Below are 12088 nucleotides of genomic sequence, written 5' to 3' on the forward strand. Positions count from 1 at the left end.
GAATTCAGATGAGCCAGAACGTTTACCAGTTTATCGACCTTCAGCGTGTTGATCCGCCAAAGAAACCGCTGAAGATCCGTAAAATTGAATTTGTTGAAATCTATGAGCCGTTTTCAGAAGGCCAGGCCAAAGCACAGGCAGACCGCTGCCTGTCCTGCGGTAACCCTTACTGCGAATGGAAATGTCCGGTCCATAACTACATTCCGAACTGGCTGAAGCTGGCCAACGAAGGACGTATTTTTGAAGCCGCCGAGCTGTCTCACCAGACCAACACCCTGCCGGAAGTGTGCGGGCGCGTGTGTCCTCAGGATCGCCTGTGCGAAGGCTCCTGTACGCTGAACGACGAGTTTGGCGCGGTGACCATCGGCAACATCGAACGCTATATCAACGATAAAGCGTTCGAGATGGGCTGGCGTCCGGATATGACCGGCGTGAAGCAAACCGACAAGCGCGTGGCGATCGTCGGCGCGGGTCCGGCAGGCCTGGCCTGTGCGGACGTGCTGACACGCAACGGCGTGAAGGCGGTGGTTTTTGACCGTCACCCGGAAATCGGCGGTCTGTTGACCTTCGGCATCCCGGCCTTCAAGCTGGAAAAAGAGGTGATGACCCGCCGCCGTGAAATCTTCACCGGCATGGGCATTGAGTTCAAACTCAACACCGAAGTGGGCCGCGACGTGCAGCTCGACGATCTGCTCAAGGATTACGACGCCGTGTTCCTGGGCGTGGGTACCTATCAGTCCATGCGCGGTGGTCTGGAAAACGAAGACGCGCCGGGCGTTTACGACGCGCTGCCGTTCCTGATTGCTAACACCAAACAGCTGATGGGCTACGGCGAAACTGCCGACGAGCCGTTTGTCAGCATGGAAGGTAAACGCGTTGTCGTGCTGGGCGGCGGTGATACCGCGATGGACTGCGTGCGTACGTCCATTCGTCAGAACGCGGCGCACGTCATCTGTGCTTACCGTCGTGACGAAGAGAACATGCCGGGCTCTAAGCGCGAAGTGAAAAACGCGCGTGAAGAGGGCGTGGAGTTCCAGTTCAACATCCAGCCTCTGGGCATTGAAGTGAACGCCAACGGAAAGGTGAGCGGCGTGAAGATGGCGCGCACGGAGATGGGTGCGCCGGATGCAAAAGGCCGTCGTCGCGCGGAGATCGTGGCAGGCTCTGAGCACGTGATCCCGGCCGACGCCGTGGTGATGGCGTTTGGTTTCCGCCCTCACAGCATGGAGTGGCTGGCGAAGCACAGCGTAGAGCTGGACTCACAGGGCCGCGTGATTGCGCCGGAAGGCAGCGACAACGCCTTCCAGACCAGCAACCCGAAAATCTTCGCCGGTGGCGATATCGTTCGCGGTTCAGACCTGGTGGTGACGGCAATTGCCGAGGGCCGCAAGGCGGCTGACGGGATCCTGAACTTCCTGGAAGTGTAATACCGGTTGAACATGCGGTTTATCATCACCGCATGTTCGCCCCCCCCCTTCTTTCCCCCCTTCAATTCCAGGCTTATTCCTTCTGCCTGAGATTTATTACGAACCATGACATGATGAACCTTTATCAACGGTCCGTAACTCTCTTTAAATCGTGAACGCAATCGTATATCCACAACAAATAAATGGTTAAGTGTTGAAGCAGAAGTTCATATAACGCAGTAATAGAAGAGCGGCGTAATATCTGCGCCGTAAACAAAAGGGATTTGAAATAATGGTCAAAAAACATGCCTATGTAGAATATCGCCCTAAATCAACGAGTGAGGATGAAGACGTTATCCATCATGTGGTGATTGTTGACGGCAAAGAGATACATACAGAGAAAACGCAGGAAAAGGCTGCTGATTGGGCTTTGGAACAGGGTTATGCGGTTCATGTCGCCCGCGAGCGCCATCTTAAGGACTTAGATCAACCGCCTTTGTTCCGTGTATACCCCTAAGGCAATTAGATGTTCCTTGTAATACACCAAGGGATTAAAGCCTAAATATGCGCTATTTAAAAGCCCTTCGGGGCTTTTTATTATGTCTTTAACCGGAGTGATTCTTAGGGGCAAACACAATCGAAAATGTGACATTTATGTCCGGACATTTCGATAATAACATTCACTAACAGCATAGATATCTGAATTAACATTCACAGCTAATATCATTGCATTCTCAAATATGAAACGACAACTAGTGTCATCTAAATAACTTGTCTGATCCTGGGCCGGCACCTCTTTGCCGCTGATATATTGCTACTACATACGGAAATGAAGATATGAAATTCGATAAAATCGTCACCGGGCTACTCTTTGCCATTTTGTTTTTCAGCGTCGGTAATGCTGTCGCCAAAGCCAACGCGCTCTCCGATTCTCAGGTTAAAAACGAAATTATTGCGGAGTCTATCGCTGATTATCCCGGCGTATGTGCTTGCCCTTTTAATCAGGCCCGAAATGGCAGTTCATGCGGGCGTCGCAGTGCATGGAGTAAGGCTGGTGGCTATTCCCCAATTTGTTACCAGAATGAAGTCACCGCTGAAATGATAAAAGAGTGGCGGGAACGTAACAGCTAACCGCTATAAGCAGAAAGCAAAACAGGCCCGTCAGGCCTGTTTGTTTATTTCACAACGCGCAGTGCGGGACGACCACCGCGCGGTGGCGGTTCATCATCGGGACCCTCGTCGTCGTCCTGACGATCGGGCTTGTCGCCATCAATCACAGACATTACCGGGTCGCTTTCGCGTTCATCGGATGCCTCATCGTCATTCAGGCTGGCAACCTCTTCATCATACGCCGCTTCCGGCTCGAACATGGTGCCTGCACCGTTTTCACGGGCGTAGATAGCCAGAACCGCAGCCAGCGGAACGGAAACCTGACGCGGCACGCCGCCGAAACGCGCATTAAAGCGCACTTCGTCGTTTGCCAGCTCCAGGTTACCCACTGCACGTGGCGCAATATTCAGTACAATCTGTCCGTCGCGTGCGTATTCCATTGGAACCTGCACGCCCGGCAACGTCACATCCACAACCAGGTGCGGCGTGAGCTGGTTATCCAGCAGCCATTCATAGAAGGCGCGCAGCAGATACGGACGGCGTGGGGTAAGTTGTGACATTTCCACAGTCATTAGCCTCGGCCGAGACGCATTTCACGTTCCGGTTCAGTTAAAGATGCCAGGAAAGAGTCGCGCTCAAATACGCGAGTCATATAGCCTTTCAGCTCTTTTGCGCCAGGGCCGCTGAACTCAACGCCCAGAATTGGCAGACGCCACAGCAGCGGGGCCAGATAGCAATCCACCAGGCTGAACTCGTCGCTCAGGAAGAACGGTTTCTGACCAAACACAGGGGCAATTGCCAGCAGCTCTTCACGCAGTTGCTTACGCGCAGCGTCGGCTTCAGAAGCGGAGCCGCTGGTAATGACGTTCATCAGCGAGTACCAGTCTTTTTCGATACGCTGCATGTACAGGCGGCTTTCACCACGTGCAACAGGGTAAACAGGCATCAGCGGCGGATGCGGGAAACGCTCATCCAGATATTCCATAATGATACGGGATTCCCACAGGGTCAGCTCGCGATCCACCAGCGTCGGTACGCTTTGGCTCGGGTTGAGATCGATCAGATCCTGAGGCGGGTTATCCTTTTCCACATGCTCGATCTCAAAACTGACACCCTTCTCGGCCAGCACGATACGAACCTGATGGCTATAAATGTCAGTAGGACCAGAAAACAGCGTCATTACCGAACGTTTGTTGGCAGCGACAGCCATGAAAACCTCCAGGTATATTCAGAATTTTTACTGCTACCAGCCCAACGGGGCCAGCCAGATGAAGTATCGCCCATCCCAGAGAAGACACATTGTTCAAGAATCGAACAAAAATCGAGTATTCACCGATATTTGGGCAGAAAATTGGATGATAGTTTACCAGATTTTGATGGCTTTGTGGTGAGGGGATGCCGGAAATGTGGAAAAAGAGAAGATATATGAAATGTTACTGTGGATAACCTGCGCATTATCCATAAAAAAACCCGCCGAAGCGGGTTTTTCGCCAATCGTTCTGCGTAAGCAGAATGGATTAACGTTTGGAGAACTGTGGACGACGACGTGCTTTACGCAGACCCACTTTCTTACGTTCAACCTGACGAGCGTCACGAGTAACGAAGCCAGCTTTACGCAGTTCAGAACGCAGGGATTCGTCGTACTCCATCAGAGCGCGGGTGATACCGTGACGGATCGCACCTGCCTGACCGGAGATACCACCACCTTTAACGGTGATGTACAGATCCAGTTTTTCTACCATATCAACCAGTTCCAGCGGCTGGCGAACTACCATGCGGGCAGTTTCGCGACCGAAGTACTGTTCCAGAGAACGCTGGTTGATTACGATTTTACCACTGCCCGGTTTGATGAAAACGCGAGCTGCGGAACTTTTGCGGCGACCAGTGCCGTAGTATTGATTTTCAGCCATTGCCTATAATCCCGATTAGATGTCAAGAACTTGCGGTTGCTGTGCCGCGTGGTTGTGCTCGTTGCCTGCGTAAACTTTCAGTTTACGGAACATAGCACGACCCAGCGGGCCTTTTGGCAGCATGCCTTTAACCGCGATTTCAATCACACGCTCAGGACGGCGGGCAATCATCTCTTCAAAGGTCGCTTCTTTGATACCACCGATGTGGCCGGTGTGGTGGTAGTACACTTTGTCAGTACGCTTGTTGCCGGTAACAGCAACTTTGTCAGCGTTCAGAACGATGATGTAATCACCGGTATCAACGTGCGGAGTGTATTCCGCTTTATGCTTACCGCGCAGGCGACGAGCCAGTTCAGTAGCCAGACGGCCCAGAGTTTTACCGGTCGCGTCAACAACATACCAGTCGCGCTGTACGGTTTCTGGTTTAGCTGTAAAAGTTTTCATTAAAAGCTTACCCAAATAATAAGTTACACGTTGGTGAACACCCAAACGTTTAGTCAGTTGAGGTTCACACGACAAAGTCCGGCAAACCTACCCCTTCGAATAGCACATGCCGACACATAGAAAGTTTCGGGAAAAAAACCTTCTCGTAACGTGGGGTCGCAAGATTATAGAGAAGTTGAGGTCAAAGATCGACCCTTAAATGTGATTTGGAATGGGTTTTTCGGGGGGCGCGTTTGTGCGGTCTGGTGCCCTCACCCTCAGCCCCTCTCCCCGCGGGAGAGGGGAGCATTTATTAGGGCATATGCTCACGCTTGAGATACTCTTCGCTCTGCATCTCTTGCAGGCGCGAGAGGCAGCGCTGGAACTCAAACTTCAGCCGCTCGCCCTGGTAGACCTCATATAAAGGCACCTCGGCGCTGACGACAAGCTTGACGTGGCGCTCGTAAAACTCGTCCACCAGCGCAATGAAGCGCCGCGCTTCGCTCTCCATCAGCCGCGTCATCACCGGCACATCCAGCATCATCACGGTGTGGAACAGGCGCGAAAGCGCAATATAGTCATGCTGGCTGCGGGCATCCACGCAGAGCGTCGCAAAAGAGACCGCCAGCGTCTGGTTTTCTACGCCAAGGGTGGGTAACGGGCGATGGTTAATCTCCAGCGTCGGTGCGTTTTCGCGTTTTGCACCCGCCAGCGCCAGCCAGAGTTTATCCATCTCGCGAGCGGTATCGGCGTTTAACGGCGAAAGCCACAGGTGCGCCTGCGTTAACGTGCGCAGACGATAATCGACACCGGCATCGACATTCATGATGTCGCAATGCTGTTTGATAGCATCAATGGCCGGCAGGAAACGCGCCCGCTGCAGGCCGTTGCGATAGAGTTCATCCGGCGGGATATTCGACGTGGCAACGAGCGTGATCCCGCGGGCAAACAGCGCTTTCATCAGCCCGCCTAACAGCATGGCGTCGGTAATGTCAGAAACAAAAAACTCATCGAAGCAGAGCACGTCCGTTTCCGCCTTGAACCTGTCAGCCACAATCTCCAGCGGATCGCTTTTGCCCTGCAGCGCTGTCAGCTCTTCATGCACCCGCAGCATAAAGCGATGGAAGTGGAGGCGCTGTTTACGCTCCCCCGGCAGGCTGAGATAAAACAGATCCATCAGCCAGGTTTTTCCGCGACCGACGCCGCCCCACATATATAAACCGCGCACCGGAGCCTGAGCCTGCGGCGCTTTTTTGCCGAGCAGTCGGCCAAACGCCGCTTTGAGCCCACTACTCTGTTCTACTTCAGCAGGTTTTGCCGTGAGCGCCTGATACATCATCTCCAGACGGTTTACCGCCTCACGTTGAACGTCATCAGGCTGATGAGTACCCTCATTCAGGGCCAGTTGATATCGCGATGCAGGGGACAGGATTTGCATAATCTTATTGTTATTCCTTCAATTAATGCTCATCAGCAGGCGTGACTGATGAAAAAAAGGCCGTTCTACACTACGCGATGATACGTCAGGATTCCACTTCTGCGGAAATAGCGGTTATAGTGGCATTATCAGGCACAGGCAGGAGCCGAGCCAACACCCTACGGAACAACAAGACAACGGGAGAAGTTCATGACCTGGGAATATGCGCTAATCGGTTTAGTCGTCGGCATCGTGATCGGTGCTGTGGCCATGCGTTTCGGCAACCGCAAATTGCGTCAGCAGCAGTCACTGCAGTACGAACTGGAAAAGAATAAAGCAGAGCTGGAAGAGTATCGTGAAGAGCTGGTCAGCCACTTTGCCCGTAGCGCCGAGCTGCTGGACAACATGGCGACCGACTACCGTCAGCTGTATCAGCATATGGCGAAAAGCTCCAGCAGCCTGCTGCCGGAAATGACCGCGGAGACTAACCCGTTCCGCAACCGTCTGGCCGACTCAGAAGCGGGTAACGATCAGGCTCCGGTTCAGATGCCACGCGACTACTCTGACGGCGCGTCCGGCCTGCTGCGCGGTGGCGCAAAACGCGATTAATCGCACAACATAAATATATTTTACGGGCGCATCTCTTGCGCCCGTCCTTTCTTCCCGTCCCCAGCTATTATTTAGTCAAACACCTCATTGTTCAGCGGTATAAAATTCAATAACATCATCATGATTTTGGGCCGTTCTTCTTTCATTCCAGGATACGAGAGTCAGCATCAATGAAGAAAAAAAACCAGCTGTTGAGCGCAATAGCGTTAAGTGTCGGGTTATCTCTCTCGGCGTCCTTCCCTGCCGGTGCGGCGCTGCCTTCGCAGGTGCCGGGACAGGCAGCCACTCCCAGCCTCGCGCCGATGCTGGAAAAAGTGTTGCCCGCGGTCGTGAGCGTTCAGGTAGAAGGCACGGCGGTTCAAAGCCAGCGCGTACCGGAAGAACTGAAAAAATATTTTGGCGATGAGTCCCCCAACCAGCAGGCTCAACCTTTTGAAGGCCTGGGCTCTGGCGTCATCATTGATGCGGCTAAAGGCTATATTCTGACCAACAATCATGTCATCAGCCAGGCCGATAAAATCAGCGTCCAGCTGAACGATGGTCGTGAATTTGATGCCAAACTGATTGGCGGCGATGATCAGAGCGACATCGCGCTATTGCAGGTGCAGAACCCGAGCAACCTGACCCAGATTGCCATTGCGGATTCCGACAAGCTGCGCGTCGGTGATTTTGCCGTCGCCGTGGGCAACCCCTTTGGTTTAGGTCAAACCGCCACCTCCGGCATAATCTCTGCGCTGGGACGCAGTGGCCTGAATCTGGAAGGTCTGGAAAACTTCATCCAGACCGATGCCTCAATCAACCGGGGCAACTCCGGCGGGGCATTACTCAACCTTAACGGCGAGCTGATTGGCATTAACACGGCAATTCTGGCTCCGGGCGGCGGCAGCATTGGGATTGGCTTTGCGATCCCGAGCAATATGGCTAAAACGCTGGCGCAGCAGCTAATCCAGTTCGGCGAAGTCAAACGTGGACTGCTGGGTATTAAAGGCATGGAGATGAGCGCGGATATCGCGAAAGCGTTCAATATCAACGTGCAGCGCGGTGCGTTTGTCAGTGAAGTGCTGCCAAACTCCGGCTCGGCAAAAGCAGGCATTAAATCGGGTGATGTGATCGTCAGCCTTAACGACAAGCCGCTGAGCAGCTTTGCTGAACTGCGTTCGCGTATCGCCACCACCGAACCGGGGGCCAAAGTGAAGCTGGGCCTGATCCGTGACGGTAAGCCGCTGAACGTCGAAGTGACGCTGGATAAAAGCACCTCCTCCTCTGCCAGCGCGGAGCTTATCGCCCCGGCGCTGCAAGGGGCAACGCTAAGCGATGGGCAGTTGAAAGACGGTACGAAAGGCATTCGCCTGGACACCGTCGAGAAGAGCAGCCCTGCCGCGCAGGCCGGATTGCATCAGGAAGATGTCATCATTGGCGTGAACCGCAATCGCGTGCAGTCCATTGCCGAACTGCGCAAGGTGCTGGAGAGCAAACCGGCGGTCATTGCCCTGCAGGTCATGCGTGGTAATGAGTCTATCTACATTCTGTTGCGCTAAGCATTTGCGATCCCGGACATCACCGCTGCGTGTGATGTCCGGATAACTCATGTTATGCTGCAAATCGTTCCTTTTTTCACGACACGCGCATCATGCTTTTAAAGCTCTTACGTTCCATTGTCATCGGTTTGATTGTCGCTGGCCTGCTGCTGCTGGCGATGCCGTCTTTGCGTCAGTTTAATAAGCTGTCTGCCCCCCAGTTCGACAGCACGGATGAAACGCCGGCGACCTATAACCAGGCCGTTCGCCGTGCCGCCCCTGCCGTGGTTAACGTTTATAACCGCGGCCTCAACAGCTCAGCACATAACCAGCTTGAGATCCGCACCCTTGGCTCCGGGGTGATTATGGACGAGCGCGGCTACATTATTACGAACAAACACGTGATCAACGATGCCGACCAGATCATCGTCGCCCTGCAGGATGGCCGCGTGTTTGAGGCGTTGCTTGTGGGTTCAGACAGCCTGACCGATCTGGCCGTGCTGAAGATTAACGCCACGGGCGGATTGCCGGTCATTCCGATCAACCGTAAACGTACGCCGCACATCGGCGATGTGGTGCTGGCGATCGGCAACCCGTACAACCTGGGCCAGACCATCACGCAGGGAATTATCAGCGCGACCGGTCGAATTGGCCTCAACCCGTCAGGACGGCAGAACTTCCTGCAGACGGATGCGTCAATCAACCACGGCAACTCCGGCGGCGCGCTGGTCAACTCGCTGGGCGAACTGATGGGCATCAACACCCTCTCGTTCGATAAAAGCAACGACGGCGAGACGCCGGAAGGGATCGGCTTTGCTATTCCGTTCCAGCTGGCGACCAAGATTATGGATAAGCTGATCCGCGACGGACGCGTGATCCGCGGCTATATCGGTATCGGCGGGCGCGAAATTGCGCCAATGCATACTCAGGGCGGCGGTATCGACCAGATTCAGGGCATCGTCGTCAACGAGGTGGCACCGGGTGGCCCGGCGGCTAATGCGGGGATTCAGGTTAATGATGTCATCGTGTCGGTCAACGGCACGCCGGCAGTCTCTGCCCTGGAGACGATGGACCAGGTGGCCGAAATTCGCCCTGGCTCAATCATCCCTGTGGAAATCATGCGCAACGATAAGAAAATGACGCTGCACGTGACGATTCAGGAATACCCGGCAACAAATTAGCCCCATAAAAAAACCGAAGCACTTACTGGCTTCGGTTTTTTTGCCGGGTGGCGCTAACGCTTACCCGGCCTACGGGAGACACTTCGTTTTACTTGTTAACGAACTCTTCACCCAGAGTGATATCTTTCTTCAGCGTGTCCAGCATGCCTTCCATCGCGTTTTGCTCAAACGCGCTCAGCGTACCGATAGGCTTACGCTCTTCAATACCGTTTTTGCCCAGCAGCAGCGGCTGAGAGAAGAAGCGGGCATGTTCGCCGTCGCCTTCAACGTAAGCACATTCAACAACGCCTTTCTCGCCCTGCAGGGCGCGAACCAGTGACAGACCGAAACGTGCAGCCGCCTGGCCCATAGACAGGGTTGCAGAACCGCCACCCGCCTTCGCTTCCACCACTTCGGTGCCCGCGTTCTGGATTCGTTTGGTCAGGTCAGCTACTTCCTGCTCGGTGAAGCTCACGCCCGGGATCTGCGACAGCAGAGGCAGAATAGTCACGCCAGAGTGGCCGCCGATAACCGGCACTTCCACTTCTGTTGGCTGTTTGCCTTTCAGCTCAGCAACGAAGGTGTTGGAGCGGATGATATCCAGCGTGGTCACGCCGAACAGTTTGTTTTTGTCGTACACACCCGCTTTCTTCAGCACTTCGGCTGCGATAGCAACGGTGGTGTTCACCGGGTTAGTGATGATACCGATGCATGCTTTCGGGCACACTTCAGCGATCTGCTGCACCAGGTTTTTCACGATGCCCGCGTTGACGTTGAACAGGTCTGAACGATCCATGCCTGGCTTACGCGCCACGCCTGCAGAAATCAGGACCACGTCAGCACCCTGCAGCGCAGGACGCGCATCTTCACCGGAGAAGCCTTTGATTTTTACAGCGGTCGGGATGTGGCTCAGGTCAACCGCCACGCCTGGGGTTACCGGAGCAATATCGTACAGGGAGAGTTCTGAGCCTGAAGGCAGTTGGGTTTTCAGTAGTAGGGCAAGCGCCTGGCCGATACCACCAGCAGCGCCGAGGACTGCGACTTTCATCCTAAACTCCTTATTATGGTTAACTTAAGTATCTGTAAATCCGTTGCCGCGACCTTAAATCAGCATGTCTTTAATTACAATTTTCGAAGCTAAAGAATTTGAGGTCACACGACTTTATCTCTCACCAGAAAGCTATCCGACGACAGATGGCAACGAATTAAGAGGTGGTTACAATACACCCTGCCACGCCACCAAAACAACATCATTTTGATAACATTTAATTTACTTTTAAGCTTATTTGCGCGGCGTGACCCAGGCATGTTTTCTGATAACGAAATCTGATAAAATCACTCCCTTTCATAACATTATTTCAGCCTGCCGTTGAGCAGATAATTTGCATAAAAATTCATCCACATGCATAATAATGTTGTTTCTTTCGTCATATTCCGGGTGACTTATGCGAAGCTCGTCTAAGCAAGAAGAATTGGTAAAAGCGTTTAAGGCGCTACTTAAAGAAGAGAAATTCAGTTCTCAGGGAGAAATTGTTCAGGCGCTGCAGGAACAAGGCTTCGATAATATCAACCAGTCGAAAGTCTCCCGCATGTTAACCAAGTTTGGCGCGGTGCGTACCCGCAACGCCAAGATGGAGATGGTCTATTGCCTGCCGGCTGAACTTGGCGTGCCGACCACCTCCAGCCCGCTCAAGAATTTGGTTCTGGATATCGACTATAACGACGCCGTTGTGGTCATCCACACAAGCCCGGGTGCCGCGCAGCTGATTGCCCGCATGCTGGACTCGTTAGGTAAAACAGAGGGTATTCTCGGCACCATTGCCGGTGATGACACCATCTTTACCACCCCGGCTAGCGGTTTCTCCGTGAAGGATCTCCACGAAGCGATTCTGGTTCTGTTCGAACAGGAACTGTAATGCGCCCTCCCCCGTAGCGCCGCTGCGGGGATCATTCTGCTCTCGCATCATTTCCCCCTTTATTTCACTGCCCTTGCTTTGACGATTAGTGCTTTTTACCACTCATTAACATTCATCCAGTGAATAGCAATCCCGCAAATCGCACAAAAAATCAAAATGCATTATCCCTATGATTTTCTTATAAATAACAACACAAATTGCTCATAAAAGACCCAACATTATGCAATTAGGTTATAAAAAAAAGCGTGTTTAACACGTAATAACAAGGGAAACCATTAGTCTGGTATTAATTTTTTACGTTATTAGTGTATACTTGATTTTGTGATGAGGGTCACGAAACAAGACCCCACTAAAAAATTCGACGAGGTAAGAATCATGAAAATCAAAACTACTGTAGCGGCGCTGAGCGTCCTGTCTGTCCTGTCCTTCGGTGCTTTCGCGGCTGACGCTATTAATGCTGACCAGGCGCAATCCCGTGAGGCAATCGGTACGGTTTCTGTCGGCGCTGTTGGCACGTCTCCAATGGACATGCATGAGATGCTGAACAAAAAAGCGGAAGAAAAAGGTGCGTCATCCTATCGCATTATCGAAGCGCGTTCCGGTGACCACTGGCACGCCAC

At 53.1% G+C, this 12088-nt stretch carries 14 protein-coding genes; 8 read left to right on the top strand and 6 right to left on the bottom strand.

Annotation, left to right across the window (positions count from 1 at the left end; translation table 11 throughout):
- The first annotated feature begins 8 nt into the window (after window positions 1-8).
- The 3 genes from gltD (at window position 9) to IM265_RS13890 (ending at window position 2537) form a co-directional block, all read left to right on the top strand.
- Window positions 9-1427, top strand: coding sequence for a glutamate synthase subunit GltD (gene gltD / locus IM265_RS13880; RefSeq protein ID WP_028014585.1), 1419 nt, complete (start codon window positions 9-11; stop codon window positions 1425-1427).
- Between the two features lie 271 nt (window positions 1428-1698).
- Window positions 1699-1923 carry a hypothetical protein gene (locus IM265_RS13885; RefSeq protein WP_032644922.1) on the top strand — a complete coding sequence of 75 codons (225 nt, stop codon included), beginning with the start codon at window positions 1699-1701 and terminating at the stop codon, window positions 1921-1923.
- A 320-nt stretch (window positions 1924-2243) separates the two neighbouring features.
- Entirely contained in the window at window positions 2244-2537 is a 294-nt protein-coding gene (locus IM265_RS13890) for a hypothetical protein (RefSeq protein ID WP_032644923.1), read from the top strand.
- A gap of 44 nt (window positions 2538-2581) precedes the next feature.
- On the opposite strand, the gene sspB is transcribed toward IM265_RS13890, so the two are convergent.
- From sspB to zapE, 5 genes are all read right to left on the bottom strand, one after another.
- Complete coding sequence (gene sspB / locus IM265_RS13895) at window positions 2582-3082, bottom strand: ClpXP protease specificity-enhancing factor (RefSeq protein WP_028014588.1); 501 nt, start codon at window positions 3080-3082, stop codon at window positions 2582-2584.
- A 5-nt stretch (window positions 3083-3087) separates the two neighbouring features.
- A complete protein-coding gene (gene sspA, locus IM265_RS13900; protein ID WP_028014589.1) occupies window positions 3088-3726 on the bottom strand; it encodes a stringent starvation protein SspA in 639 nt (212 codons plus the stop codon).
- Between the two features lie 307 nt (window positions 3727-4033).
- On the bottom strand, window positions 4034-4426 hold the full coding sequence (rpsI, locus tag IM265_RS13905; protein WP_003860436.1) for a 30S ribosomal protein S9: 393 nt from the start codon (window positions 4424-4426) through the stop codon (window positions 4034-4036).
- A gap of 15 nt (window positions 4427-4441) precedes the next feature.
- A complete protein-coding gene (gene rplM, locus IM265_RS13910; RefSeq protein ID WP_006178824.1) occupies window positions 4442-4870 on the bottom strand; it encodes a 50S ribosomal protein L13 in 429 nt (142 codons plus the stop codon).
- A 292-nt stretch (window positions 4871-5162) separates the two neighbouring features.
- Complete coding sequence (gene zapE, locus IM265_RS13915; protein WP_193031337.1) at window positions 5163-6287, bottom strand: cell division protein ZapE; 1125 nt, start codon at window positions 6285-6287, stop codon at window positions 5163-5165.
- A gap of 189 nt (window positions 6288-6476) precedes the next feature.
- Here zapE and zapG point away from each other — a divergent pair, with 189 nt between their 5' ends.
- The 3 genes from zapG (at window position 6477) to degS (ending at window position 9573) form a co-directional block, all read left to right on the top strand.
- Window positions 6477-6875, top strand: a complete 399-nt coding sequence (zapG, locus tag IM265_RS13920; protein WP_010436126.1) for a Z-ring associated protein ZapG — start codon at window positions 6477-6479, stop codon at window positions 6873-6875.
- Between the two features lie 170 nt (window positions 6876-7045).
- On the top strand, window positions 7046-8413 hold the full coding sequence (degQ, locus tag IM265_RS13925) for a serine endoprotease DegQ (RefSeq protein WP_048960843.1): 1368 nt from the start codon (window positions 7046-7048) through the stop codon (window positions 8411-8413).
- A 92-nt stretch (window positions 8414-8505) separates the two neighbouring features.
- Window positions 8506-9573, top strand: coding sequence for an outer membrane-stress sensor serine endopeptidase DegS (degS, locus tag IM265_RS13930; protein ID WP_028014593.1), 1068 nt, complete (start codon window positions 8506-8508; stop codon window positions 9571-9573).
- An 88-nt stretch (window positions 9574-9661) separates the two neighbouring features.
- On the opposite strand, the gene mdh is transcribed toward degS, so the two are convergent.
- A complete protein-coding gene (gene mdh / locus IM265_RS13935; protein ID WP_028014594.1) occupies window positions 9662-10600 on the bottom strand; it encodes a malate dehydrogenase in 939 nt (312 codons plus the stop codon).
- Window positions 10601-10997: 397 nt separating this feature from the next.
- Here mdh and argR point away from each other — a divergent pair, with 397 nt between their 5' ends.
- Together argR and yhcN are read left to right on the top strand one after the other, a co-directional pair.
- Window positions 10998-11468, top strand: a complete 471-nt coding sequence (argR, locus tag IM265_RS13940) for a transcriptional regulator ArgR (protein WP_008502836.1) — start codon at window positions 10998-11000, stop codon at window positions 11466-11468.
- Between the two features lie 375 nt (window positions 11469-11843).
- Window positions 11844-12088: peroxide/acid stress response protein YhcN (gene yhcN, locus IM265_RS13945; RefSeq protein WP_193055694.1), on the top strand; the 245-nt coding region annotated here is incomplete at its 3' end.

This window comes from Enterobacter cloacae complex sp. P17RS, from assembly GCF_014895885.1.
Classification (GTDB): Bacteria; Pseudomonadota; Gammaproteobacteria; order Enterobacterales; family Enterobacteriaceae; genus Enterobacter; species Enterobacter bugandensis.

Excerpts from the sequence above, each read along its gene's own strand:
- gltD (WP_028014585.1), top strand. The coding sequence starts at position 9 with ATGAGCCAGAACGTTTACCAGTTTATCGACCTTCAGCGTGTTGATCCG.
- IM265_RS13885 (WP_032644922.1), top strand. The coding sequence starts at position 1,699 with ATGGTCAAAAAACATGCCTATGTAGAATATCGCCCTAAATCAACGAGT.
- IM265_RS13890 (WP_032644923.1), top strand. The coding sequence starts at position 2,244 with ATGAAATTCGATAAAATCGTCACCGGGCTACTCTTTGCCATTTTGTTT.
- sspA (WP_028014589.1), bottom strand. The coding sequence starts at position 3,726 with ATGGCTGTCGCTGCCAACAAACGTTCGGTAATGACGCTGTTTTCTGGT.
- rpsI (WP_003860436.1), bottom strand. The coding sequence starts at position 4,426 with ATGGCTGAAAATCAATACTACGGCACTGGTCGCCGCAAAAGTTCCGCA.
- rplM (WP_006178824.1), bottom strand. The coding sequence starts at position 4,870 with ATGAAAACTTTTACAGCTAAACCAGAAACCGTACAGCGCGACTGGTAT.
- zapE (WP_193031337.1), bottom strand. The coding sequence starts at position 6,287 with ATGCAAATCCTGTCCCCTGCATCGCGATATCAACTGGCCCTGAATGAG.
- zapG (WP_010436126.1), top strand. The coding sequence starts at position 6,477 with ATGACCTGGGAATATGCGCTAATCGGTTTAGTCGTCGGCATCGTGATC.
- degQ (WP_048960843.1), top strand. The coding sequence starts at position 7,046 with ATGAAGAAAAAAAACCAGCTGTTGAGCGCAATAGCGTTAAGTGTCGGG.
- degS (WP_028014593.1), top strand. The coding sequence starts at position 8,506 with ATGCTTTTAAAGCTCTTACGTTCCATTGTCATCGGTTTGATTGTCGCT.
- mdh (WP_028014594.1), bottom strand. The coding sequence starts at position 10,600 with ATGAAAGTCGCAGTCCTCGGCGCTGCTGGTGGTATCGGCCAGGCGCTT.
- argR (WP_008502836.1), top strand. The coding sequence starts at position 10,998 with ATGCGAAGCTCGTCTAAGCAAGAAGAATTGGTAAAAGCGTTTAAGGCG.